The organism is Vibrio sp. PNB23_22_6 (genome assembly GCF_052877535.1).
Genome location: NZ_JBNFXP010000010.1, coordinates 13,313 through 38,443 on the forward strand (window position 1 = coordinate 13,313; position 25,131 = coordinate 38,443).

General features: G+C 46.6%; 26 protein-coding genes. 11 read left to right on the forward strand and 15 right to left on the reverse strand.

Annotated elements, in window-relative coordinates:
• The 4 genes from ACVA54_RS10065 to radC form a co-directional block, all read right to left on the reverse strand.
• Positions 1 to 477 (reverse strand): hypothetical protein, encoded by a 477-nt coding sequence (locus ACVA54_RS10065; protein ID WP_099079208.1) that lies wholly within the window; start codon positions 475 to 477, stop codon positions 1 to 3.
• 175 nt (positions 478 to 652) lie between these two features.
• Positions 653 to 823, reverse strand: coding sequence for a 50S ribosomal protein L33 (gene rpmG / locus ACVA54_RS10070; protein WP_004410866.1), 171 nt, complete (start codon positions 821 to 823; stop codon positions 653 to 655).
• A 13-nt stretch (positions 824 to 836) separates the two neighbouring features.
• On the reverse strand, positions 837 to 1,073 hold the full coding sequence (gene rpmB, locus ACVA54_RS10075) for a 50S ribosomal protein L28 (protein ID WP_005467944.1): 237 nt from the start codon (positions 1,071 to 1,073) through the stop codon (positions 837 to 839).
• Between the two features lie 302 nt (positions 1,074 to 1,375).
• A complete protein-coding gene (gene radC, locus ACVA54_RS10080; RefSeq protein ID WP_099079207.1) occupies positions 1,376 to 2,050 on the reverse strand; it encodes a RadC family protein in 675 nt (224 codons plus the stop codon).
• A gap of 300 nt (positions 2,051 to 2,350) precedes the next feature.
• On the opposite strand from radC, the gene coaBC reads away from it, so the two are divergent.
• The 3 genes from coaBC (at position 2,351) to ACVA54_RS10095 (ending at position 5,270) form a co-directional block, all read left to right on the forward strand.
• Entirely contained in the window at positions 2,351 to 3,562 is a 1,212-nt protein-coding gene (gene coaBC / locus ACVA54_RS10085) for a bifunctional phosphopantothenoylcysteine decarboxylase/phosphopantothenate--cysteine ligase CoaBC (protein WP_446649582.1), read from the forward strand.
• Positions 3,563 to 3,723: 161 nt separating this feature from the next.
• Complete coding sequence (gene slmA / locus ACVA54_RS10090) at positions 3,724 to 4,314, forward strand: nucleoid occlusion factor SlmA (RefSeq protein ID WP_099079205.1); 591 nt, start codon at positions 3,724 to 3,726, stop codon at positions 4,312 to 4,314.
• Positions 4,315 to 4,319: 5 nt separating this feature from the next.
• On the forward strand, positions 4,320 to 5,270 hold the full coding sequence (locus tag ACVA54_RS10095; protein WP_099079204.1) for a Kdo(2)-lipid IV(A) acyltransferase: 951 nt from the start codon (positions 4,320 to 4,322) through the stop codon (positions 5,268 to 5,270).
• 398 nt (positions 5,271 to 5,668) lie between these two features.
• Here the strand turns inward: ACVA54_RS10095 and pyrE are convergent, their stop codons facing one another.
• Both pyrE and rph read right to left on the reverse strand, forming a co-directional pair.
• Positions 5,669 to 6,310, reverse strand: coding sequence for an orotate phosphoribosyltransferase (pyrE, locus tag ACVA54_RS10100; RefSeq protein ID WP_119464702.1), 642 nt, complete (start codon positions 6,308 to 6,310; stop codon positions 5,669 to 5,671).
• A 109-nt stretch (positions 6,311 to 6,419) separates the two neighbouring features.
• Positions 6,420 to 7,136, reverse strand: a complete 717-nt coding sequence (gene rph / locus ACVA54_RS10105; protein ID WP_099079202.1) for a ribonuclease PH — start codon at positions 7,134 to 7,136, stop codon at positions 6,420 to 6,422.
• Positions 7,137 to 7,301: 165 nt separating this feature from the next.
• On the opposite strand from rph, the gene ACVA54_RS10110 reads away from it, so the two are divergent.
• The gene (locus tag ACVA54_RS10110; RefSeq protein ID WP_099079201.1) at positions 7,302 to 8,168 is read left to right on the forward strand and encodes a YicC/YloC family endoribonuclease; all 867 of its coding nucleotides are present in this window, start codon (positions 7,302 to 7,304) and stop codon (positions 8,166 to 8,168) included.
• Between the two features lie 145 nt (positions 8,169 to 8,313).
• Here the strand turns inward: ACVA54_RS10110 and ACVA54_RS10115 are convergent, their stop codons facing one another.
• From ACVA54_RS10115 to ACVA54_RS10125, 3 genes are read right to left on the reverse strand one after another with little or no spacing between them, the layout of a single operon-like run.
• On the reverse strand, positions 8,314 to 9,309 hold the full coding sequence (locus ACVA54_RS10115; protein ID WP_099079200.1) for a DUF2955 domain-containing protein: 996 nt from the start codon (positions 9,307 to 9,309) through the stop codon (positions 8,314 to 8,316).
• Positions 9,299 to 10,405 (reverse strand): HlyD family secretion protein, encoded by a 1,107-nt coding sequence (locus tag ACVA54_RS10120; protein ID WP_119464524.1) that lies wholly within the window; start codon positions 10,403 to 10,405, stop codon positions 9,299 to 9,301. The genes ACVA54_RS10115 and ACVA54_RS10120 overlap by 11 nt, the downstream gene beginning before the upstream one ends.
• On the reverse strand, positions 10,405 to 10,926 hold the full coding sequence (locus tag ACVA54_RS10125; RefSeq protein ID WP_446608987.1) for a permease: 522 nt from the start codon (positions 10,924 to 10,926) through the stop codon (positions 10,405 to 10,407). The genes ACVA54_RS10120 and ACVA54_RS10125 overlap by 1 nt, the downstream gene beginning before the upstream one ends.
• Positions 10,927 to 11,136: 210 nt before the next feature.
• Here ACVA54_RS10125 and ACVA54_RS10130 point away from each other — a divergent pair, with 210 nt between their 5' ends.
• Positions 11,137 to 11,541, forward strand: a complete 405-nt coding sequence (locus ACVA54_RS10130) for a YgiW/YdeI family stress tolerance OB fold protein (protein ID WP_099079197.1) — start codon at positions 11,137 to 11,139, stop codon at positions 11,539 to 11,541.
• 66 nt (positions 11,542 to 11,607) lie between these two features.
• Here ACVA54_RS10130 and ACVA54_RS10135 read toward each other — a convergent pair whose 3' ends face one another.
• The 6 genes from ACVA54_RS10135 to ACVA54_RS10160 form a co-directional block, all read right to left on the reverse strand.
• On the reverse strand, positions 11,608 to 12,033 hold the full coding sequence (locus tag ACVA54_RS10135) for a phosphate-starvation-inducible protein PsiE (protein ID WP_099079196.1): 426 nt from the start codon (positions 12,031 to 12,033) through the stop codon (positions 11,608 to 11,610).
• A 152-nt stretch (positions 12,034 to 12,185) separates the two neighbouring features.
• The gene (locus ACVA54_RS10140; protein WP_099079195.1) at positions 12,186 to 13,025 is read right to left on the reverse strand and encodes an ABC transporter ATP-binding protein; all 840 of its coding nucleotides are present in this window, start codon (positions 13,023 to 13,025) and stop codon (positions 12,186 to 12,188) included.
• 36 nt (positions 13,026 to 13,061) lie between these two features.
• Positions 13,062 to 13,919 (reverse strand): ABC transporter ATP-binding protein, encoded by an 858-nt coding sequence (locus ACVA54_RS10145; RefSeq protein ID WP_099079194.1) that lies wholly within the window; start codon positions 13,917 to 13,919, stop codon positions 13,062 to 13,064.
• A 9-nt stretch (positions 13,920 to 13,928) separates the two neighbouring features.
• Positions 13,929 to 15,755: an extracellular solute-binding protein gene (locus ACVA54_RS10150; protein ID WP_446649583.1), complete on the reverse strand. Its 1,827-nt coding sequence runs from the start codon at positions 15,753 to 15,755 to the stop codon at positions 13,929 to 13,931.
• Between the two features lie 37 nt (positions 15,756 to 15,792).
• Positions 15,793 to 16,836: an ABC transporter permease gene (locus tag ACVA54_RS10155; protein WP_099079192.1), complete on the reverse strand. Its 1,044-nt coding sequence runs from the start codon at positions 16,834 to 16,836 to the stop codon at positions 15,793 to 15,795.
• A 1-nt stretch (position 16,837) separates the two neighbouring features.
• Positions 16,838 to 17,863, reverse strand: coding sequence for an ABC transporter permease subunit (locus ACVA54_RS10160; protein WP_099079191.1), 1,026 nt, complete (start codon positions 17,861 to 17,863; stop codon positions 16,838 to 16,840).
• A gap of 820 nt (positions 17,864 to 18,683) precedes the next feature.
• Between ACVA54_RS10160 and ACVA54_RS10165 the strand changes: the two genes are divergently transcribed.
• The 6 genes from ACVA54_RS10165 to ACVA54_RS10190 all read left to right on the forward strand — a co-directional run bounded on the left by ACVA54_RS10165 (position 18,684) and on the right by ACVA54_RS10190 (position 25,122).
• Positions 18,684 to 21,293, forward strand: coding sequence for a TonB-dependent receptor plug domain-containing protein (locus ACVA54_RS10165; RefSeq protein WP_446649584.1), 2,610 nt, complete (start codon positions 18,684 to 18,686; stop codon positions 21,291 to 21,293).
• A 73-nt stretch (positions 21,294 to 21,366) separates the two neighbouring features.
• Positions 21,367 to 22,131, forward strand: a complete 765-nt coding sequence (locus ACVA54_RS10170) for a DUF3450 domain-containing protein (protein ID WP_119464520.1) — start codon at positions 21,367 to 21,369, stop codon at positions 22,129 to 22,131.
• Between the two features lie 3 nt (positions 22,132 to 22,134).
• Complete coding sequence (locus ACVA54_RS10175) at positions 22,135 to 23,496, forward strand: MotA/TolQ/ExbB proton channel family protein (protein WP_446649585.1); 1,362 nt, start codon at positions 22,135 to 22,137, stop codon at positions 23,494 to 23,496.
• A gap of 9 nt (positions 23,497 to 23,505) precedes the next feature.
• Positions 23,506 to 24,033, forward strand: a complete 528-nt coding sequence (locus tag ACVA54_RS10180; RefSeq protein ID WP_119464518.1) for a MotA/TolQ/ExbB proton channel family protein — start codon at positions 23,506 to 23,508, stop codon at positions 24,031 to 24,033.
• 44 nt (positions 24,034 to 24,077) lie between these two features.
• Positions 24,078 to 24,485, forward strand: a complete 408-nt coding sequence (locus ACVA54_RS10185) for an ExbD/TolR family protein (RefSeq protein WP_119464517.1) — start codon at positions 24,078 to 24,080, stop codon at positions 24,483 to 24,485.
• Positions 24,486 to 24,489: 4 nt separating this feature from the next.
• The gene (locus tag ACVA54_RS10190; RefSeq protein ID WP_446580904.1) at positions 24,490 to 25,122 is read left to right on the forward strand and encodes an energy transducer TonB; all 633 of its coding nucleotides are present in this window, start codon (positions 24,490 to 24,492) and stop codon (positions 25,120 to 25,122) included.
• The last annotated feature ends 9 nt before the right edge of the window (positions 25,123 to 25,131 follow it).

Sequence of the window (25,131 nt, forward strand, 5' to 3'; positions counted from 1 at the left end):
TTACTTGGGCATGATGTAATTACCATCGACAGAGATGGCAATCCATTTATCTTGCCAATTACGAAACAGCCAAAAGTCATCCATTCGAAAGAAAGTGACACGCTGCGGTTCATCTAACCCCTGGTACCAAATCTCGATGCTTTCAGGTGCGGTCAGCCTTGGCTTAAGATGACTATATTGCTCAGGGGTAAGTTCAGTCCCTTCCAAAGATTGCCAACGAGTGATGATCTCTTGTACGGGAATATTGGCTTTAATGTTCGATTGCCATTGACCGTTTTGCTTTTCCATCTCCCAGCCACTGAAGTACAGCGCACTCACTTCGTAATCTGAGCGCAGAAGATTAGGATAAGGATCCGCATCCTCAGTAAGTAGATAAGTTTTGATCCAAGTCGGCGCATTTAAGATCACCATGAAGGCGATAATGCCCAAGATAAGAATGTTGTTCCAACGACGGCGACGAGCCGGACTAATGCGCATAGTGGTTCCTAATCTCATGTGATTAGAGACAAACTATCAAAGCTCATCCATCTTGACTAGAACATCCGTATGCAAACGTGGTGAAGGTAGGGAGGAAGTGATGGGACAAATTTCAGATAATAAAAAACCCAACTCGAGAGTTGGGTTTTTCAAATCGTCAAAGAGACAAAACCAATTACTTGATTTTAGCTTCTTTGTACATAACGTGCTGGCGTACAACTGGATCAAATTTCTTGATCTCAAATTTGCCTGGCATGTTACGCTTGTTCTTATCAGTTGTGTAGAAGTGGCCTGTACCTGCTGAAGATACTAGACGGATTTTCTCACGAACGCCTTTCTTTGCCATTGCCTATTTCCTCTTAAACGTTTTCGCCACGTGCACGGATATCTGCAAGAACGGTATCAATACCTTTCTTGTCGATGATGCGCATACCTTTTGCAGTAAGGCGTAGTTTAACAAAACGTTTTTCGCTCTCTACCCAGAAACGATGAGTTTGTAGGTTCGGCAGAAAACGACGCTTAGTAGCATTTCGTGCGTGTGAACGGTTGTTACCCGTTACTGGACGCTTACCAGTTACTTGGCATACTCGTGACATGAATGTCTTCTCCAAAATCGTTTCAGCTCGATATCAACCTTGGTGGCCGAACCTCTCTATTTCTCGAAAAGAAGTTTGAGGTTAAGAACCGCTATGGAAAATCCATACAAGGCTATCAAAGGTCGCGCATTATACTAACTTGATATGCATTGCTCAAGACCCGAACAGATCCTTTTTACAGGTTTTCGTGATCTTTTTTTAAACAGCGGGTTTTTCTAGCAGTTCAAGCTGAATTCAGTTAAAAATTTAGTGGCGAGGATGATAGCAGATTTTTAGCAACTAACAACCTAAAAAATGCACAGTTATATCCACCCTCTTTCTGCGAAAGAAACACTTTCTCCATCACCAATGACAAAATGGTCCAAAACACGAATATCCACCAATGCTAATGCATCAATTAAACGGCGCGTAATTCGTCGATCCGCTTGACTCGGCTCTGCCACTCCGGATGGATGATTGTGTGCTAGAATCAAAGCTGCCGCGTTATGGTGTAGAGCGCGCTTAACCACTTCTCTCGGATAAACTGACGCCGTATCCAGCGTACCTTCAAATAGGATCTCATCTTTTATTACTCGATGCTGGTTATCTAGGAAAAGAATGTAAAACGCCTCTCTTTGGCGATCTCTTAAAATAGAAGAGAGATATAATTTGGTCTGCTCAGGGTTGGTTAATGCATCCCCCCGCTTTAACGTTTCAGCAAGATAGCGCTGCGCCATCTCAAGAACAGCCTGTAATTGCACATATTTAGCCTGCCCCAAGCCTTTGTGTTGGCAAAAGGATTTTTCAGACGCAGAAAACAACTGCCTAAGCGTCCCAAAGTCTTGAATGAGGAAATCAGCCAGCTCGATGACGTTCATACCTTGTGTACCTGTGCGCAAGAATATCGCCAGTAGCTCGGCATCGGTCAGGGCTTGTGGTCCTCGCTGGAGTAACTTCTCTCTCGGCATAGAGTCATTAGGTAGGGCTTTAAGGGGCATCAGGCTTCTCACTCAATAAATGAATCCCTATTCCACAAAACACCCAATAAAAGTCGAGTATCAATGTCGCTTTCTTAGCTCCCAACGGCGTTTCTATGTAATTGTGTGGATCATCAAGAGGTAGGAATTTCGATCAAATTAGCCCGAACGCTAGGCAAATCTTTTTGCCTCTGCGAGAAATAAAAATTGTAAGCATTCGTCACACTTTGTTTGATGTAGATGCATGTCCCATCCGATTTGCGCAGGCGATAAGCGTTTGAGTTGTGCTAGAATCCTCGCCAGAAAAATTGGAGAGCTCACATGCAAACACTAGCAGGAAAGAAAATTCTACTCGGCATCAGTGGCGGTATTGCCGCATATAAATGTGCGGAGCTAACCCGTCGCCTCATAGAAAGAGGGGCGCAAGTTCAAGTTGTGATGACAAAGGCGGCGAAAGAGTTCATTACGCCTTTAACCATGCAAGCCGTTTCTGGTCGCCCGGTCTCTGACAGCTTGTTAGATCCAGCGGCAGAAGCGTCAATGGGCCACATTGAATTAGCGAAATGGGCCGATTTGGTTCTTCTTGCTCCAGCAACAGCCGATTTGATTGCTCGCATATCTGCGGGTATGGGCAACGATTTGCTCAGTACGTTAGTACTGGCAACCGATTCGCCAGTCGCGGTGTCTCCTGCCATGAACCAACAGATGTATCGCAATGTGGCTACTCAAGAGAACATCGCGACATTAACACGCCGTGGTATGCACATTTGGGGACCTGCTGCAGGTGAACAAGCGTGTGGTGACGTGGGGCCTGGCCGAATGTTAGAACCGATGCAACTAGTGCACTTGTGTGAGCAGTTTTTCCTGCCAAAAGTGCTGGCTGGTCAATCTATTTTGATCACGGCAGGTCCAACGCGTGAGGCGCTCGATCCGGTGCGTTACATCACCAACCACAGCTCGGGCAAGATGGGGTATGCGTTGGCGAATGCGGCAACGCAAATGGGAGCGAAAGTCACCCTCGTTAGCGGCCCTGTTAACTTGAACACGCCAACAGGCGTAGAGCGCATTAACGTGTCTAGTGCACAAGAGATGCACGACGCGGTCATGGCGCACGCCGCCACTCACGATGCTTTCATCAGCTGTGCGGCGGTTGCAGACTATCGTCCAGAAGAAGTGGCCACTCAAAAGCTGAAGAAAACCGATGACAGTGATCAAATGACCATCACCATGGTGAAAAACCCTGACATTGTGGCGGCGGTAGCGGCAATGCCAAAGCAGCGCCCGTTTACGGTAGGCTTTGCTGCTGAGACCAATGACGTCGAAACCTATGCTCGCGGTAAGCTTTTGAAAAAGAACCTCGACATGATTTGTGCTAATGATGTCTCAGTTACCGGTCAAGGTTTCAACAGTAATGACAACGCGATTACGCTGTTTTGGCCACAAGGTGAACTTGCACTCACTCTTGAATCAAAAGAAGCATTAAGCTTCAAGATCCTAGAAAAAATGCACACCCTCATGCACGCACAGAAGTAATCGCCGTTCCATTTTTATCAAAATTTGACCAAAAATTGCGATAAACATGACAACTGAGGGTGTTAAAGCTCCCATTCCACCCTCCGTAGTCTAGTTTGATGCCAAATAGCATCTTATAATTCCCCCCCCGCCCAACTTTGTATTTTGTAAGGAAGTAATTAATGGCCGGCAGTAGAAAATCCAATCGTCGTGAAGAGATCTTGCAAGCATTAGCACAAATGCTTGAATCAACGGAAGGCGCTTCACGCATTACTACGGCAAAACTGGCAAAGCAGGTCGGCGTATCGGAAGCCGCGCTTTATCGTCATTTCCCAAGCAAAGCACGCATGTTTGAAGGCTTAATCGAATTTATTGAAGAAGCGCTCATGACACGCATCAACCGCATTCTGGATGATGAAAAAGATACCCTTGAGCGCATCCGTATGGTGATCCATCTGATTTTGGCATTCTCAGAGCGTAACCCTGGCCTGACACGCATCCTGTCTGGTCATGCTTTAATGTTTGAAAACGAGCGCCTACGTGAGCGTATCAACCAACTGTTTGAACGCATTGAAACTCAATTGCGCCAGATCTTGCGTGAACGTAAGATCCGAGAAGGCAAATCTTTCCCAGTTGAAGAACGTATCTTAGCCGCTCAAATTCTTGGACAAGTTGAAGGTAGCCTAAACCGCTTTGTCCGCAGTGACTTTAAATATCAGCCAACTGCGAACTTTGACGAGTACTGGGCACTTCTCAGTGCACAAATAAAGTAGAGATTATGAGTAAAGAAAAATACACGCAACCCGAGTTTTCTCTTTCCCTTCTCCACCCTCGTAACTGGGGTGTTTGGCTCGGGTTTGGCCTTTTGGCCATCGTGGTCAACCTCCTCCCTTATCGCTTGCTATTACCACTCGGCCGTACGTTCGGCCATTTGGGTATGCGTTACGGCAAAAAGCGAGTTCATATCGCCACACGTAACCTTGAATTGGCTTTCCCTGACAAAACCGCAGAAGAGATTCAGCATATCGTTGAAGAAAACTTCAAAAACACCGGTATGGCACTCATTGAAACCGGCATCACATGGTTCTGGCCAACATGGCGCTTCAAAACGTTGTTGGTCGAGAAAGACCTTATGGCGGTACGTGAAAAAGCGGCGGAAGGCAAAGGGGTACTGCTTTGCTGCGTGCACGCTCTGAATTTAGAAATCACTGCACGTGCTTTTGCGGTGCTTGGTGTCGCTGGCTATGGCGCATATCGTCCACACAACAACCCAGCCTACAACTTTATTCAATACTGGGGCCGCACCCACGATGGCAATAAGCTGATTGATCGTAAAGATGTGAAGCAGATGATTCGCGTCCTTCGCAGTGGTGAGCGCTTGTTTTACCTACCAGACCACGACTATGGACGTAACAAATCGGTCTTCGTGCCTTTCTTCGCGGTAGAAGATGCGTGCACCACGACCGGAACTAGCATTCTGGCTTACACGTCTAAGTGCGCCATCATCCCTGGATCGGGCTTTCGCAATGATGACGGAAAGTACGAGATCATTGCTGATAAATGCATTGACGCAAATTACCCGAAAAAAGACGAAGTGGCAGCCGCTGCTTACATGAACAAGTACGTGGAAGAGGTGATACTGCGCGCGCCGGCACAATGGATGTGGCTACACAAGCGTTATAAGACCATGGCCGATGAAAGTGCACCAAAAGGGATTCGATATAAATGAGCAGCATAGGTCCTAGGTTGTAGGTTGTAGGCCTAGGATCCTAGGTGAAGCGCACTAGAAATTTGTGCATTTCATTGCTTCTTGAGAAAGCCATTTGAATACCGAATACGGAGCGCTTCGCGTACGGAATACTGAAGGCTTCACCTAAATCAAAGCCGTCATTCCAGCGAGTCCAAGCGAGACTAGGAATCTAATATCAACAAGCGCGTGGTCAAAACGCCCACGTCAACCATTGAGCGTTCGACTAGTAGATCCTGAATCACGTTCGTCCCTCACGGTTCAGAATGACAAGTATTTTCCTTATCACTCAAAGACAGCGATTGTGCGTAATCCGTAATCCAATATTTTAGGTCCTAGATCCTAGGACCTATCTTTTGAACCTAGGACCTACCTTTTCCTTAAATCCCGTATTCCGCGCGGTATGCTTTCACCGCATCAAGGTGCTCTGTTGCGTCACCTTTCTCTTCTAGGTACGTGATCAAATCAGAGAGACTTACGATAGAAATCACCGCACAACCAAAGTCGCGCTCCACTTCTTGAATCGCTGATAGCGCACCTTTGCCTTTCTCTTGACGGTCGATAGCAACCAACACACCAGCAAGGTCTGCACCGTTTGCTTGGATGATTTCCATCGACTCACGAATCGCTGTGCCCGCCGTGATTACGTCATCCACCAGCATGATACGCCCCTCTAGCGCTGAGCCTACAAGGTTACCACCTTCACCGTGATCTTTTGCTTCTTTACGGTTGAAGCAGTAAGGCGTGTCGATGTCGTGGTGGTCTGCCAGTGCTACTGCTGTGGTTGTCGCAATTGGAATGCCTTTGTACGCAGGGCCAAATAGCACATCAAACTCGATGCCAGAGTCTGCTAATGCAGCTGCGTAAAAACGGCCAAGGCGAGCAAGGTCTCGGCCTGTATTGAAAAGACCAGCGTTAAAGAAGTACGGGCTCTTACGGCCTGATTTCAAAGTAAACTCACCAAACTTAAGAACTTGTTTCTCAAGTGCAAACTCAATAAATTCACGCTGGTATGCTTTCATTATTTTCTCTCAATTTTCCGTGTGGGTATTATCTTTTTCTAAATCCTAGGTCCGAGGACCTAGCAATATGTAAAAAAATAGCTTCCTTTGTGGGGAAGCTATCTAAAAATTAATGGGCTAACGCCGCCTTCTGCGCTGCGACGATTTCGCTGATGCCGATTTTAGCCGACTCGAGCAAGGCCATCAGCTGTTCTTGACTGAACGGTTCACCTTCTGCGGTGCCTTGAACTTCAATCATCTTGCCTTCTTCCGTCATAACCACGTTCATGTCGGTGTCTGCAGCTGAATCTTCTACGTATTCAAGGTCACATAGCACTTCGTCACCGAGCAAACCAACCGAAACCGCTGCAACATGGCCTTTCATTGGGTTTGCTTTTAGCTTGCCGCTATCAATTAGGTGCTGAAATGCATCGGCCAGTGCAACGCTTGCGCCACTAATAGATGCCGTACGTGTACCACCATCGGCTTGGATTACGTCACAGTCAACCGTGATCATAAACTCACCCATTGCCTTTAGATCCACAACAGCACGTAGGCTGCGCGCGATAAGGCGTTGGATTTCCATCGTACGACCACCTTGCTTACCGTTCGCCGCTTCACGACGAGTGCGTGAGTGAGTCGCACGCGGTAGCATGCCGTATTCTGCCGTTACCCAGCCTTTACCTTGGCCTTTTAGCCAGCGAGGCACAGATTCTTCTACGGTCGCATTACACAAAACTTTTGTGTTGCCGAACTCAACCAACACTGAACCTTCAGCGTAAGCAGTGTAGTTACGAGTAATTTTGATTGGGCGAACTTGGTCCGCCTTGCGATCGTTTGGACGCATGGGCATCTACCTTTAACAATGGGAAGAAGACGATTTGATTGGGCGTAGATTATAGCGGAATCGTTTAAATAAAGCTATTGGGTTACAGATTGACGAAGCCTCCCTCATCTTGCTGTGCTACTATTGCGGAGTAATTTTCAGCAAAATTAAAGACAGGAAAATTCGATGATTTACAGTATGACAGCGTATGCACGCAAAGAAGTAAAAGGCGATTGGGGCTCAGCAGTGTGGGAAATCCGCAGTGTTAACCAGCGTTACCTAGAAACCTACTTTCGTATGCCAGAGCAATTCCGCGCTCTAGAGCCCGTTTTGCGCGAGCGTTTCCGTAAGCGTCTAGCTCGCGGTAAAGTAGAGTGCAGCCTGCGCTTTGAAGCCAACCCAGCGGCAAAAGCAGAACTCAGCATCAACGAGACGTTAGCCAAGCAAGTGATCAAAGCCGCTGAGCAAGTCATGCACATGACTGGTGAACTCAGCCGCATTAACCCATTCCAAGTTATGCAATGGCCAGGCGTGATGGAAACCCCTGAGCAAGACATGGATACGGTCAACAAAGCCCTCTTAGGCGCGTTTGATGAAGCCATCAACGAGTTCATTGAAGCGCGTGGTCGTGAAGGCGACAACATGAAAGCGTTGATCGAACAACGTCTAGAAGCGATCACGGCAGAAGTCGTGAAAGTGCGTGCTCGCATGCCTGAAATCCTAGAATGGCAGCGTGAGCGCCTGTTCTCTAAGTTTGAAGATGCAAAAGTTGAACTGGACCCATCTCGCGTAGAACAAGAACTGATTCTGTTAGCCCAGAAATCGGACGTAGCAGAAGAGCTCGACCGCTTGGATTCTCACGTGAAAGAAACCACCAACATTCTGAAGAACGGAGGCTCAGTAGGCCGCCGTCTCGATTTCATGATGCAAGAGTTCAACCGAGAATCCAACACACTGGCGTCGAAATCAATCAGCACCGACATCACGGCTTCTGGCGTGGAACTCAAGGTTCTGATCGAACAGATGCGTGAACAGATCCAGAACATCGAATAAGGTTTATGTGAGTTTTTTCTCGTTCACAAATGCACACTAAGCCCCTAATTAAAGGGGCTTTTTGCCTTTTCTAGTAATCTATTCTTGTTATCTACTATTTGCTAATCTTCTGCCAAATAATAACACCAGTGGTGGCAATATCTGTCTAGTGCAATTTGGGGCGTGGCTGCAATATGATCAGCACCATGATGCCAAGAACGACAGCAAGTAAAATCGAACCAAAGCGAACTAAATCATCCGATATCGCGCTGATGCTCGTCGACGTCAAACCATAAAACACCAGAACCACATAACTCGAATACAGCAGCTGAATCGAATTGTAGCTCGCCCTCTTTTCCATGGCATGAATCCCCATAAACAGTGCACTCACAATCGCCGCCCCCAATATCCCCAACAAATTGGTCTGCAGCACGCTCATGATTAATGGTGGGATCGCATACAACACACTGGCATAAGTCACCAGTAAGCGCCTTAAACCATAGTCGTGACCAATGACAGGGTCAGGATCTTTGATCACTAATGCAACAACAATGGTGATGATCGTACTCTGCTCGAGATCCAACGTCATTGTCACGTACAGGGTAATCAAAACCATCAACGCTTTAACAAACACCTGCCATTCATCATTATGCATCGGCTGAGTTTGAGAGGGGCTGAGTGACGGCGCTAATGGCTCCCCATGAGGGAAGACAAAATAAGCCAAATACGCAACGAAGCCAGCAATACCAATGTTACTCAACAAGGCAAGAGGGATTTCACTGACATCTACGCCCTTTTGTTGGGTAAACACCGCAATCATGGCCGTAGATACAACCAGCAAAATCGCCAACACATCCTGTGGATTTTTTTTCGCGCGCGCCATGCACCAATAAAACACGCCAAACAAGGCAAGGTAATAGACTTGAGGGTAATCCGAAAGCAGCTGACTGAGCAGTGCCTGGCTCCAAGCGGTGACAAACAGAACAACGCCCATGATGATGACCATCACTAACGGCGGCGGTTCATGCGTCGTCGTTAAAAACACAGCGCACATAGCAGGAGCAAGCAAAGGCAAATCGGTGCCAAATACGTACTGCCAAAACAGCAGCAGTATGGGGAATATGGCCACTCTTAATAATGGATTCGCACTACTACGATACATAACTTAGATAACTCCAAGCCCAAATCCAAACATCAAGCAGGCGCTCACCTAGGTAACTTTCATCGGGGTAAAACGCCACAACCGCACGCCCACTGTAGCGAAGGGTAAGCTCGCTAGGTAGATCAACAAATTCAATATTAACCGGAAAGCGTTGCGCTTTAACACTACCGGTCGGAGAGTCAAACATACCACTCGCGTTATTCACCGTTAGGCTGCCATTACCACTGCTCCCCCAGCCAATCGACGTCACTTTTCCCTTAAAGACTTCACCTGGGTACGAATCAAAAACAATTTTCACCGGATCTTCTGCTTTGAGGTGCATGAGGGAGTTTTCTCTGACCATGGCCGTCAGCCAAAAACCATTACTACTCACAAACGTCAGCAACGGTTGTCCTGCTGCGGCGTAATCACCAACACTCACATCCATATTTGTGATCACCCCTTCGCCAGGGGCTTTTAACTCGGTATGGCTCAGGTCTAGCAACGCTTGCTCTTGCTTATTGAGTGCCGCCTGTATTTCTGGGTTCTTGATGTCACGAGGCCCAAACTCTTGCTTGGCTTTGTCCAATGCGGAAACCGCCTGATCCAAATTGGCTTGAGCCGACTGGAGGTCCGCTAAGCTGTCATCCATAGCGGCTTGGCTGATCGTGCCTTTTTCCACTAACACACGATTGCGCGCCACGTGACGCTTAACATTGTTCAACTTAACGCGCGCCGCGACTTCATTCGCTTTCGCGACATTAATCGCAGCGGAATCAGCTTGATACGATTGCCCGGCCTGTAGCAATGCCAATTTGGTTGCTTTGACGGCTAACTCAAAGGGTTGCTTGTCAATGGTCAGCAGTGGCTGCCCAAAGGTCACACTGGCGTTATTACGGATGTTAACCGCAGCAATCGGTCCTGACACTTCTGGAGCAATGCGTATTACATTAGTATTCACTCGCGCATGTTCCGTCATCGGTGTAACTCTGTCGGCCCAAAGGGTGTAAAGCCAGAGTAATAAAACGCCCAAAAAAATAATATAGGTGACCGAACGGGCTTTTTGTGTGGAACTGACCTCTCCTTTCTTTAATTCCGTCGAATGTTCATCTGTCATTAATTGGGAGCCTTATGTTCTTCAATGAGTTCAATGACGCTGACCTTTTTATACAACAAACTATTTTTTGTTCTGACTTCGAGAATCAGTGTGATGAAGAAAGCAAACATCCCAACCATCACCGCTGCGATATAGGCCGAAACCATGACTTTGCCAATGTACTGTGTCCACAACAAGGCGAGTACCGTCAACCAGCCAAACAAAGCCGCAGCATGCTTCAACGCAATAGGCACTAAATCCGCCCAAAACGATGACGCCATTTGGGGCAATGCTTCTGGGTAAGCTTTGCCTAAATGGCAGAGAAATAATTTCGATGTGATGAGAGAGAGAATAATGCCTAAGCCAAAAGTCAAGGTGATCGCTTCTCCCCATACCGTTATCTGCTCATGGCGAACCAGATTGATCGAGACAGGCACGACACCCATCGGTTCAAAGTGCATGTACGCGATGTACCCATTGATCAGACCATTTATGATTCCCACAACTAATGAGTCTTGGACTCGGACTTGTAGACCCAACATAAATTCCCATCTTAAACTGGTTAGATAAAAAGAGAGCGACCGCAGAGTCAGCACAGCACACTTCGAAAACCAACAAAAGTAGGGCGGATCTTACCGTCACGTTCGTAGCTTTTTTGTTGTATTGCGCTACATTAACAACTATAGCCTTTTGTAATTAGAATGCTAATTATTGCCTTTGCACAAAAATGACACACTTTGACGGGAGACAGCATGAAAAAAATACTCATGACCGCTATCGGTATGGTCCTTCTATCGAGTCCAACGTTCGCTTCTGACGACACTATCGCCAAAGAAAGCGTCCTCACGACAGACCAAGGGGGATTTGATGGCCCCAAAGAAAATGACACATTAAATACCGTTGAAGATGTGATGAATGCAGAATGGCTCACCGATGGGATGACGGTGACCATTATTGGACATATCACCGTGTCTTTAGGCAATGAACAATATACCTTTGCCGATGATACAGGGAGCATGACCATAAAAATCGGCCCTTATGTTTGGGACGAACAAAAAGTAACGCCAAAAGACAAGGTTCAAATCGTAGGTAAAATTGCCAAGAATGACAGCAGCAGTGCGGTGATTGCTGACTCACTTAAAATCCTCTCCAAGTAGCCGATAATCACACCTAGCGCTTCAATAAAAAAACCAGTCACATCATGACTGGTTTTTTCAATAAAATTATTCGTCTTTTTCGGCGGTTTGATGATCGATATACGGCCAATAATGATGACCAACTCGAATAACCAAGGTTGCAGCAGCCAGAATAAATGCCGCTAAAGACAGCCAGACAATCATCACTGAGTCGAGTTCTTTCATACCAAGGGTGATGTAGCGAGCAATCGCCATAATGGCAATATACATAGGGTAACGAACTGGGATCTTACCATTCATCACAAACTGTCCGACCATGGCGAGCACTTCGAGATAGATGAACATTAATAAGATATCCTCAAGTAACACTCGCTTTTGCACATATATGTGGACAAACTCTTCGGCCATCGCCCACACCGTCGCCATCGTGATGGCAACCAAAAGCACGGCTTCAAGCACATGAAAGATTTTCAGAAAGGGGCGACTGAATGATTGAGGTAAATGGGACGGCATTGCGAACTATCCAAACAAATCAAAGGAATAAATTGGAGTGTAGCACGCTAATTTCAATATCCAATATCTAGAAAAAAGTGAAAATAAAAAACGCCCCATCCTGTGGAGCGCTTCCTTTTTATCTGGCTTTCCGTCCTACTTGAGTCGTGGCATTACGCCACTTGCTGCTTTTTTTCTGCCAAGCGCTTTTTCTTGCGGTACTTGGGATGCGTAATCGGAATCGCCGAAAGTAGCGTCTTGGTATAATCATTTTGCGGATTAGCGTAAATTTCTTTCGCACTGCCCGCTTCCACCACTTTACCAAAGTACATCACTGCGACTTTATCAGAGACGTGTTTCACCACCGATAAATCATGTGAAATAAAGATGATCGCTAGGTTCATCTCTTGCTGCAGTTGCAGCAACAAGTTCAGGATCTGAGCCTGAACCGATACATCCAATGCCGATACCGACTCATCACAAATCAGTAACTTAGGCTTAAGTGCAATCGCACGAGCGATACCAATACGCTGACGCTGGCCACCTGAGAATTCATGTGGATAACGGTTGACTGCGGTTTCTGGTAAACCGACCTTCACCAGTACCTCTTTCACCCATTGCTTCCGTTCTGCAGGGGTGCCAATCTTATGAATAATGTACGGCTCTTCCAAAATCATACCAATGGTGTGACGTTGGTTGAGGGATTCCATCGGATCCTGAAAAACAATCTGCATGTCTTTACGCAATGAACGCATTTCTTTGACAGACAGCTTAGTGATGTCTTTACCTTCAAAGAAAATCTTACCTGCGGTTGGCTCGTACAGTTTTAGAATGGTACGACCTAAGGTACTTTTGCCACAGCCCGATTCGCCCACTAAGCCAAGAGTCTCCCCCTCACCTACTGACAGTGACACACCATCTACCGCTTTAATGGTGTAGCCTTTCTTAAACAGTCCTTTACCAGATACAAAGTGCTGCTTAAGATTTTCAATTCTTAATACTTCTTTTGCCATAACATCCTCTTTTATGACTTGTTCACTTTGCACCAGTTAGCTCGCAAACATACTGGCGTCAATCGGCTTAATGTCGATCATCTGCTTAGGTTCGTTATCCAAACTTGGCATCAAACCCATCAAACGTTTGGTGTATGGGTGCTGAGGATTATCAAACAACTCGAAAATCTCGGCTTTTTCCACAATACGACCTCCATACATCACCGCCACGTCATCACACACTTCAGCAACCACGCCAAGGTCATGGGTGATAAAAATCATCGCCATACCCGTCTCTTCTTGCAGTTCGTTCATGAGTTCAAGGATAGACGCCTGCACGGTAACATCCAGTGCCGTGGTTGGCTCGTCACAGATCAAAATGTCTGGTTTACAAGCCAGTGCCATCGCAATCATCACACGCTGACGCATGCCGCCAGACAAGTTATGCGGATACTCATTCAAACGCTTCTCTGGCAGTGGGATTTTTACTTTCGCAAGCATTTCAACCGCATACGTTTCACGCGCCTTCTTATCCAGTTCAGGGCGGTGCAGTTCTAACACTTCACAAAGTTGACGACCGATAGTATGAACCGGGTTCAGTGCCGTCATCGGGTCTTGGAAGATGATAGAAATACGGTCACCACGCATGGCATACATTTCTTCTGCTGGCAGCTTGGCAAGATCAGTACCGCGGTAATTCACTTCACCATTAATGATCTTGCCGTACGGCTTTGGCAACAAGCCCATGATGGACATCGAGGTGACACTTTTACCACTGCCCGACTCACCGACTAAGCCTAGTGTACGCCCAGCGCGAACATCAAAGTTCACACCATGCAGTACTTTTACTGGGCCATCATCGGTTGTGAATTCAACCTCTAGGTCTTTCACTCTTAGGATTACTTCGTTTTCCATAACACATCCTTACAGCTTATAAGTGTCATCAACGACAACAACCGGTTCAAAGGTTTTACCCGACTTCATCGCTTTCTGGGTATCGTTCTTCACGTCTTTATCGATCCAGTAAGTACCATCGCCAATAATGCCACCACTGAACAACGCTTCTGTCATTCGATTCATTGGCTTCTCAGGTAGCTTCAACCAACGCCAGTGGCCGTAACGAACGTATGGCACCATGTAACCCGGGACAATCACGTGCGCGTCAATGATGTCGCGTTGGATTTCATGGCCTAGCTGAATCTTCTTATCCATGTCCATGTTGAAACGGTACTCAATGATCTTCTCATCAAGATCTGGCGTGCTGTAGTTTGTGAACGAGTTAGTTTGTGGCTTATTGGCGTTCACTGAGTGGAAGTACTCCCAATAGGTTGGGATCTCAGACGTACCCATATCTAGGAACGCTAAATCGTGCTTTTTCTCGCGTACGTATTTGAACATCGATGAACCATCGATCAATTTAAGTTCAATATCCAAACCAGCTAACTTCGCTTGCTCACGCACAAAGGCAATTCGTGGCGTATGCACAGGTGTTGCGTAGGTCAGCTCAAAGCTCAAACGCTGGCCTTTGTCATTGACACGGATACCATCGGAGCCAATCTTATCGAAACCTGCTGCTGCAAATGCTTCCGCCGCTTTTTCTGGGTCAAACTTTGGTGCTTTCGCATCTGGTAGTGTGTATTTACCGTGACCATAGCCTGTTGGGTTTGGCTTACGGCTGTAATCACCACGCATGATATTTTCGATCATGCCATCAAAGTCAATCGCGTAAGTGATGCCTTTACGAATGTTTAAGTCATCCAATAATGGCATTGCGGTATTCATCCAAACACCACCTGCACCTACAGGGTATTGGTTGTAGCCCCAAAACTTCTGAATATGGCCTTTTTGGTAAGGTTCCGTATTGGACTTGTCATGCCATAAACTTGGTAGCACCAAACCAAACGCGTCTAAACTGCCTTTCTCAAAGTGCTTTTTGGCGATATCGTTATCACGGATGACTGTGATACGGATTTTGTCGACGTTATAACGATTTTGGTAGTACTTGTTGGTGTAACCCCACCAATCATCACCTACGTGCTTAAAGGTGACGCTTTTGCCTTTTTTGATATCCGCTAAGTAGTAAGCACTTGTTGTTGGCTCACTCTTGAAGTTGTAATACCGAACGAAATCATCATGAATGCCGTCGCCGTTAGCGTCTTTCTTCGGATTCGCATAGAAATGAGCAGGGCGAGGACGCAGTGCGCCCATTCTTAACAACAGCTCTTCAGGATTAAGTTCTTTCGCGGCCTTCACAGCAAACGTGTGATCATCAAACTTAATGACATCGGCGACAGTTTTGTTGTAATAGTCGTTATACCAAGGCTCAAGAATGTCTTTCGAACGGTAGAACTTCAGCATAAAAACAAAATCGTCTGCCGTGACGGGCTTGCCATCAGACCATTTCGCTTCTGGGTTCAGTTTGAAATAAACCGTTTTGTTATCACCTGCTAGTGCCCACTCATTGGCAAGTTCAGGGATGAACTCTAAAGTGTCAGGGTGACGAACCACCAATCCTGGCGTCTCATCCAAGATAAAGGAACGCAACCCAGAGTTCGCATCTGGACCAACGCTACGTAGAGTCTGCGGAAAGCTCGACATGTAGGTACGGTAAGTCCCTCCACGCTTCGCTTCAGGCGAGCCATATTGCGGCTCATTCCAGTTGGTTTGCCAGTCTAACTCCGCCGGAGGCGTTGCCGACATCGCACCAAAACTCAGGGCGCTCAGCGTGGACGCTAATAGTATTCTTTTCATAAAACTTCCCTTTTTATGTTCTGTTCACGCTGTTCGCTTAAACATAGCGCGTGAATTTTTTCGGGTCGAATGCGGCACGGATTGCTTCACCGATGAAGGTTACCATCACTAAAACGAGAACAATGGAAGTCACAACAGAAGCAACGATCCATGGCGAGTCTAGGTTCGACTTACCTTGTTGCAGCAGTTCACCCCAACTTGGTGTGGGTGGCATCAAACCTAAGCCTAGGTAATCCAGTGCCGTCAGAGCAGTAATGTTTGCTGCAATGGTAAACGGGGCGAGCGTCACGATCATCACCATGGTGTTTGGCAGAATATGGTTAAACAGAATACGACCCGTTGATGCACCTAGCGCACGCGCGGCCATAACATATTCACGCGCGGATTCTTTGTAGGTCATGGTTCGCATGTACCAAGTCATCCCCATCCAACCAAACAGTACGTTGATAGCAACGAATAAGGTGAAGGTAGGTTGAACGATAGAAACCAAGATCATGATGACGTACAAGAATGGCACCATCGACCACACTTCGATCAGGCGCTGGACGAACAGGTCAAATTTGCCGCCCCAAAAGCCCATCGCACAGCCTACCGCCGTACCAATTGCGTAAGAGATCGCCATAGTAAGCAAAGCAAATCCCATTGCTGTACGAAAACCATAAACTAGGCGAGCTAAGATATCGCGACCGATCACATCAGTGCCTAAGTAGTGCTTGTTCTCTGCACTTGGCGCTGTTGGTGGAAAATCACCACTAAAATCTTGCTCGTACGGGTTCCAAGGCACAATAGGTAGAATAACGAAGTTGTCGCCGCCTTCCGCTTCAAATACTTTTTGCAGCTCTCGGTAGTCAGCTTCACTAGAAGCAGCCTGACCAAATTCAGAGCCTAGACGGACATCACTAACGACCGGAAAGTAAAAGCTCCCCTCGTACTTAACAACCAGCGCTTTACTGTTGATCAACAGTTCTGCAAACAGAGAAAGGATCAACATGGTGGATAAGATCAGAAACGACCAGTAACCACGCTTAATCTCTTTAAAGTTACGAAATTTCTTTTCAGTTAATGGGCTAACTTTAATCATATTACGCTCCAAACTTCACACGTGGGTCGACTAAAGCAACACAGATATCAGAAACGATATTACCGATAAGCAGCAATACCGCGTTGATTGCCACGATGCCCATTACTACAGGGTAGTCACGTTCCATGATGGACTCATAGCCCAACAAACCAATACCATCGATATTGAAAATCACTTCGATAAGGAATGCCCCCGTCATAAAGAACAGAAGCGAATTACCAAAGTGAGAAGCGATAGGAATCAAGCTATTGCGCAGCGCGTGTTTACGTACCGCTTTCTTAAACGGTAAGCCTTTAGCAATTGCAGTACGAATGTAATCTGACGACAAGTTTTCCATCAGGTTGTTCTTCATTGTCATGGTTAGGGTCGCAAAGTCACCAATCAAGTAACAGATCAGAGGCAGTACCGCATGCCACATCACGTCTTTTGCACGTTCAAAGAAGGTTTCATAGTCGTCAAAATCATCACCAACAAAGCCGCCCATAGGGAACCACTCTAAGTGATAGCTAAATAAGGTAATCAGTAAGACACCAACAACATAGCCCGGTAAAGCATAACCAACAAAGATAAGGATGGAAGAAGCTGAATCAAACACCGACCCGTGCTTAAGTGCTTTGTAGTAGCCCAGAGGGATGGAAATAAAATAACTAATAAAGAAGGTCATCCCACCATAAAAAAGTGACACGGGCAGACGCTCTGCAATCATATCGGATACGGGTTCGTAGTAACGCGTCGACTCACCGAGATCGAGCTGAACTAAACGGCTCAACCACTCAACATAAGCTTCAACGACAGGCTTATCCAAGCCATAAAACGCATTCAGCTCGGCAATTTGATCATCAGAAAGCGCGGTATTACCACCCGCAGAGGTCATGGCCGCAGCGCCATCCCCTTGAGCCTGCATCTGAGAAAGCATGCGCTCTACGGGGCCACCGGGTACAAAACGTGTGATAGCAAAGATAAGAATGGTTATCCCGAGAAACGTTGGAATGACCAACGCCAATCGGCGTAAAAAATACGACAGCATATACAACTTGCTCCTTGTCTACTGTGCATTATGAGTCGGCTTCAATCTGGAGATTTCCGAACCCAAATGGTGCTTCTCTATCCCGTAGTAACTAAAGCTGTTGAAACACACTCCCTGCGTTTCAATAACCAGTTTTTTACACTACTGCAATAATTCCAGGCTCATATTTATCTTGATTCTTGTGCAGCTTCAAGTAATTGAAGCTAAAACATGACAAATCCCCACCAGTGTCGAAAAACCGAAATATTTTTGTAAAAAATTATAAAAAACCACAAAATCAATTCATACAGAATATCAACCTGGTCAATCAAGAGCTCACAGGGCGCATAAAAACCCAATTATATCGCATAAAAAAACACCGCCCTAAAGTAACATTTGACGCCATAATACGAGTGAGCCCTTTTGTTACAATGGGTATCATATTCTGATACTCATCTACTCAAATACATTAACAATTCCACTATTCTATGAAACTCACCCCGCAGGATAATCCACTATTTCAACGGGAATTCAAAGAGCGATAAACCCAATGAAAATCCATAAGCGAGATAAGTCATTACTGCCGGCAAGAAACACAAAATACGGCATTTTGCCAACATAATACATCGACACTTAATCCACAAATAGATGATAACTCTACACATTTAGCTCACTTTGGTTTTTTACATCATTTTTACATTTCATCATCTCTTTTTACCACTGGTTTGACTTCCTTTTTCCATCTCAGGTATATATGACGTAAGCGTTAACGAAATATTAACGTCATAAAAAAGTCGGTAGGCAACCGACACAAGGAATTATAAGAAACGGAGCAACAAGGATGTCTAAAAACACAACCGCTTTGTCTGTTGCGATTAGTATTGCATTGGGAACAGCAGCAGTGGCCCCAATCGCGGCACAGGCAGAAGAGCAGCAAGTCGAAAAGCTGCAAAAAATGAAAGTGACAGGTTCGCGTCTAACGCGTGCATCTATGGAAGGAAGCACGCCGGTAGCAGTTATTGGTCGTGCTGAAATCGAACGAGCTGGTGACATCTCTATCGCGGATGTACTACGTAAATCTTCATTCAACTCTTTTGGTTCATACAGTGAGAGTTCTGGTAGCTCATGGCAGAGCCAAGCGACCATGTCGCTACGCGGCTTAGGTGCATCTCGTACGTTGGTTCTGATCAACGGTAAACGCCTGCCTGGTTCAGCAACCATGGGTGGTGGTGCTGCTAACTTGAACGTCATTCCGGCGGCAATCGTTGAGCGTGTTGAAGTCATGGCCGACGGTGGTTCTGCTGTCTACGGTTCTGACGCGGTAGCTGGTGTGGTAAACGTTATTCTAAAAGACGAGTTTGAAGGCATCAACGTAACTGTCGGTGGCGGTATCCCATCTCAGGAAGGTGGTGATGAGAAAAACTTCTCTATCGTAACGGGTACATCTGGCGAGAAAGGTAATATCTACTTCTCGTTCGAGCATGATTCTAAAGATGAAATCTACCTGCGTGACCGTGATTACCTAAGCTCTAAAAACACAGATTCGGCAAACTACTTTGACATGTCTGGCGTGAGTATCTACGGCCGTAACGTTTACCATGAAAATAAATTCAAACCGATCGCTGGCTCATATGATCCAGCCACAAATAAATGTGATGGCAAAGGCTTTGTCGGCGTTACTGAGTTCTCAGGCTTAGGCCCAATATGTGGTTACGACTACACCTCAGAAATGGCCCAAACGGCGTCTCTTGAACGTAACACGGTTTTTGTTAACGGTAACATTTTCCTGACCGATACCACGACATTCAACGCGCAAATGCTATTGAGCCGTAACCAAAGTTTTGGTCGCTTTGCACCAGCAGGAGGTAAATTTGAAATCGATCCAACAACAGAAGGCGGTAAGGCATTTTTCGAAGAAAATGAGCTAGATAAGGATGCTGGCCCAGCAAGCATTTTCTACCGATTCACCGGTGTTGGCACTCGTGATACCACGGTTACTGACTTCCAAGCGGACATGAAAGCGGGTCTAGATGGTTCATTCTACACTGACAGCTTTGGTGAAGTAATTTGGGAAGCGGGTTACCACTTGAATTACTCAAACAGTAACGAGCGTGGTACGGGTTATGTACTAAAAACTCCAGCAGAAGCACTGGCAAACGCTGGTGAGTTTGTCGGTGGTGAGTTCAGTGCCGATGCAAATGCCGATCTCGCGGCAACAACGGCACGTGAATCTCAAATGGAAATGCACCAGTTCAATGGCGGTCTACAGTTCGACGTAGCAGAAGTCGGTGATATTACGATTCCTCTGTATGTCGGTGCTGAAATGACAACCTACGACTACTTTGACCAATACGATTCACAAAGTGAAGCAGGTAACATCATTGGTAGCGCAGGTAACTCTGCGGCAGGTGATCGCGAAACCTACGCATTCTTCGCAGAATCATTGGTAGCCTTCACTGATGAGCTCGAGATGAACGTCGCTGTACGTTATGACCACTACAGTGATTTTGGTAGTGCCGTTTCACCAAAAGCGTCTTTCCGTTACCAGCCGCTTGATAACCTTATGTTCCGTGCCGGTGCGGGCATGGGCTTCCGCGCACCATCTCTAGCAAACCTTTACGGTGCGGATAGCTTCTCTGCAGACAGCGCAAAAGACTACGTTTACTGTGAAGCGAACGGCATTTCTGACGCAGACTGTCGAGAAACTCAATACGACGTAACTCGTACTTCAAACGAAGACTTGGATGCAGAAACTTCAACATCATTTAACTTTGGTGTGAGCTACTCACCAGTTGAAGACCTTGACCTTACGGTGGACTACTACAACATCAGTATTGAAGACACCATCGTAATGAACACGCTACAGAGTATGATCGACCAAGAGCGTAGCAGCGGTCAATCAAACCCGAACATCACACGTGAAGGTGGCAGCGCAGGCAATATCACACACGCTATCGTGCCACTATCAAACATTGGTGACCTTAAAACATCAGGTCTCGATCTGAAAGTGAACTACCTGTACGACTTTGATGTGGCAACCGTTCGTTACGACTTCATGGGTTCTTATGTACTTGATTACAGCAGCCCAGAGTATGTCGATGGTCCAACAAACAACCAAGTTGGCCGTAACGGTCTTCCTGAGTACCGTTTCCAAACGGGTGTTGGCTTCAATGTGATGAGCGATCATGACATCTACGTATCTGCAGACTACATTGCGTCTCAAGCGCAAGATGTCGACAAGAATTACAACAAGACAGGTAAAATTCCAAGCCACACTACGTTCAACGTAGCCTACAACTACATGGCGCCTTGGGATGCAAAACTAACAGCAGGTGTACGTAACCTAACTGACGAAGACCCAGCGTTTGAATCAGACGGCGTTACTTACAACTCTGACCTATACAGTATTCAAGGCCGAGTTTTCTTCTTGAACTACTCTCAAAACTTTTAATTAAAAACTTTGGCGCAGGAGCTTTTCCTGCGCCCCTTTTCGACTGACTTTTTACACTGACAAGGATGCAACTATGACGTTAAAGGAATTTGGCGTAAGTGCAGTTACTGCCGCGATTTTATCAGTAAGTGGCGCAGCGTTTGCTGCCGACTCTGGTACGGTCGTCGCTAACCAAGCAAAAACCACGAAGTCTTCTCAGGCTTCACAGCAAAAAATCGACAACTATGCTGAAAGTGCTGAAAGCATGTTGGCCGAGTACAAGGGCCTTCTGCGTCAAATCGACAGCATGAAAGTTTATAATGAGCAGATCAATCGTATGGTTCAGTCTCAGCAGGGAGAGCTGGATTCACTGAACAACCAAATTGCTCAAATCGATCAAACCGCAACAGAGGTGGTGCCTCTCACACTGAAAATGATCGATGCTCTGGACGAGTTCGTGACTTTGGACCTTCCATTCCAAAAAGAAGAACGTAACAAACGTGTGGTAGAGCTCCGTGACCTAATGGATCGCGCTGATGTCACCACTTCAGAAAAGTTCCGTAAAGTAATGGAAGCCTACCAAATCGAAGAAGGCTTCTCTCGCTCGATTGAATCTTACAAAGCGAGCCTAGAGCGCAACGGCGAGACCGTGACTTACGACTTCCTACGCATTGGTCGTACGGCGCTACTATTCCAATCTCCGGATGGTGGTGAAACAGGTATGTGGAATCAACAGACCCGTCAATGGGAATCACTACCAGAAAGCTACCGTATCGCGGTACAGCAAGGCCTTCGCATCGCTAAGAAACAAGCGCCACCAGCCTTGATCAAACTGCCTGTATTTGCTGGGGAGGAATAAGACATGAAAGGATTCAAAACTCTAGCCGCTGGCGTACTAGCGAGCTTATTCATGATTTCAGGTGCACAAGCTGAAGCACCAAAAAACCTTTCTGAACTACTGAAAAACGTTAAGTCAGAAAGTATCGTTGAATCAAAAGAAAACAAAGAGCGTGAAGCGGCATTCAAACGCGATCGCGATCAACAAGCAGCGTTACTGCAGCAAGCTCGTGAAGAGTTAGCATCGCAGCAAGCATTAGGTGATCAACTAAAAACCACGTTTGATGAAAACGACAAGCAGTTGACTGAGCTAACCGAAACACTACGCGTTCGTTCTGGTACGCTAGGCGAAATGTTTGGTGTGGTTCGTCAGTACGCGGGTGAATTTAAAGGTCTGTTTGCTGCCTCTCAAAACGCAGTTCAATTCCCAGAGCGTAATGAACTGCTAGCGAAACTTGCCGAAAGTAAAGAACTCCCATCAACGCAAGAGCTTGAAGCGTTTTGGCACACAATCCTGCAACAAGTCGTGGCTTCAGGTGACACAACAACCACACCAGCAACCGTTGTATACGGTGAAGGTAAAGAAGCAGTACGTGACGTCACTCTAGTTGGTGAGTTCAACGCAATCGCAGATGGTAAATACGTCACTTACGTACCACAAACGGGTAAGTTCGAAGAGCTATCACGTCAACCAAGCAAAAACATTACTGGCCTAGTTGGCGGTTTTGAATCAGCAGATGGCACATACGAACCACTGTTTATCGACCCTTCTCGCGGTGTGATCCTGTCTCTACTCGTACAAAGCCCAACGGTTCAGGAGCGTATTGACCAAGGTGGTATCGTTGGTTACGTCATCCTCGCTATGGGTGCCGTTGGTGCGCTGATTGCTCTTGCTTGTTACCTACGCCTATTGGTGATTGGTGGCAAGATGCGTAAGCAAGCGAAATCGGACACGGTTATTCCTGGCAACCCACTGGGTGAAGTTATCCAAGCTTACCAAGAGCACAAAGGTGACAACCTAGAAGATCTTGAAGCGAAACTGGACGAAATCATCCTACGTAATGCACCAAGCATTGAACGCTTTATCAGCTCAATCAAACTGTTTGCTTCTGTCGCACCACTTCTCGGTCTACTGGGTACGGTGATGGGTATGATCGGCACATTCCAAGCCATCACCCTATTTGGTACTGGCGATCCAAAACTCATGGCTGGCGGTATCTCAGAAGCACTAGTAACAACAATGCTTGGCCTGGTTGTCGCAATTCCTCTGCTGTTCTTTTACACCATCGTACACAGTAAAGGTCGCCGTTTGGTTCAAACTCTTGAAGAACAGAGTGCAGGCTTCATCGCTCGCTATCAGGAAAAACTGCATAAAGCCGAAAGCTAAGGAGGCATTATGTGGTGGTTAGTTGGAGAACTTGAATCAATTAGGCGCTTCTTGGGCATGGGTGGCGATGTACTCGTCGTCATCTTTATCCTCAGCTTCATGTTATGGGCAGTGCTGTTAGAACGTTGGTTTTACTTTGCTGCCGTCGCTCCTAAAGCAATGAAAAAAGCCGTTGGCTTTTGGGAAGCGCGTTCAGAACATAAAAGCTGGAACGCGAAGATGATCCGACAAGAAATCGTTTCTCGTCAGGATATTGAGAATAAAAAGGGACTACCAATCGTTAAAGTATTGATTGCGCTTTGTCCCCTACTCGGTCTGCTCGGCACGGTTGTCGGCATGATCCAGGTATTCGACATCTTAGCGGTAACAGGTACAGGAAGCCCTCGAGCAATGGCCTCGGGGATCTCAAAGGCAACAATCCCAACCTTAGCCGGGATGGTGGCTTCGCTATCAGGACTGTTTTTTAGTACTCGTCTTGATCATTTAGCCAAAGTCACCACGCAGAAGCTTGAAGACAAGCTAAAGCACGTTAGCTAAGTAAATGGGAATTGCCTGAGTAAACGGAATTAGAGGTATAGGTCATGAAGAGACGCTATAGCAGTGATAGCAGTGAAGAAGCCGCTATCGATATGACACCGATGCTCGACATCGTATTCATCATGTTGATCTTCTTTATCGTAACAACATCGTTCGTTAAAGAAGCGGGTCTAGAAGTCAATCGTCCTACGGCAAGCTCCGCGCAGACCGTGAAGAAAGGGAACATTATGGTTGCCATTGGCGCAGCTGGTGATGTTTGGGTAGATAAACGTCGTATTGAAGTCGACGCGGTTCGCGCCAACATCGAACGTCTACGTGCAGAGAGCCCTGATGGTGCCGTTGTTATTCAAGCGGATACCGAATCAAACGCGGGCGTAGTCGTGAAAGTCATGGACCAGATCAAGATGGCAGGTGTAGAAAGCATCTCCATTGCCGCAACCAGTAAGGATTAAGCCTATGCGGTATCTGGCCTCAATTGCACTGGCGCTCGTTGTCTCCCTCGGATTATTCTGGGGGATGGACAAGCTGGTAAACAAAGAGCGCCACGAGCTAGTGTCGGATGATGACCTCCGTATGGTGGAATTTATCCGCATTAAACCGGACGAAAAAATACAGGAGAAAAAACGCGAACTCCCGAAACCACCACCACCGAAGCGTCCGCCGCCGCCGCCAGAAATGAAGGTGACGTCGACAGTCAAACCGGTGATGGATCAAATTCCGATGGATATGCCAAAACTGGACTTGCCGGTCAACGTTACGGGCGGTTCTGTACTAGGACACTATACCCAAGGCGGTGGTGCTCAAATGGCAGGCAGCGGAGGCCCCGTTCCTCTTGCGACATTCCAACCGCAAATGCCGCGTAAAGCAGCTAGAGCTGGAATTGAAAAAGGTATTGTACTGATCGAATTTACCGTTAACGAGCGTGGCAGTGTTCAAGACGTCAAAGTACTGAAAGAGACACCGCGTAAGTTAGGTTTGGGTAAAGCGGCGAAGAAAACCGTGTCGAAATGGACCTTCAAACCAAAAATGGTGGATGGTAAGCCGGTGACCTCTCGCTTATCTCAAGAAATCGAGTTCTCTACCAATTAAGGAGTCGCA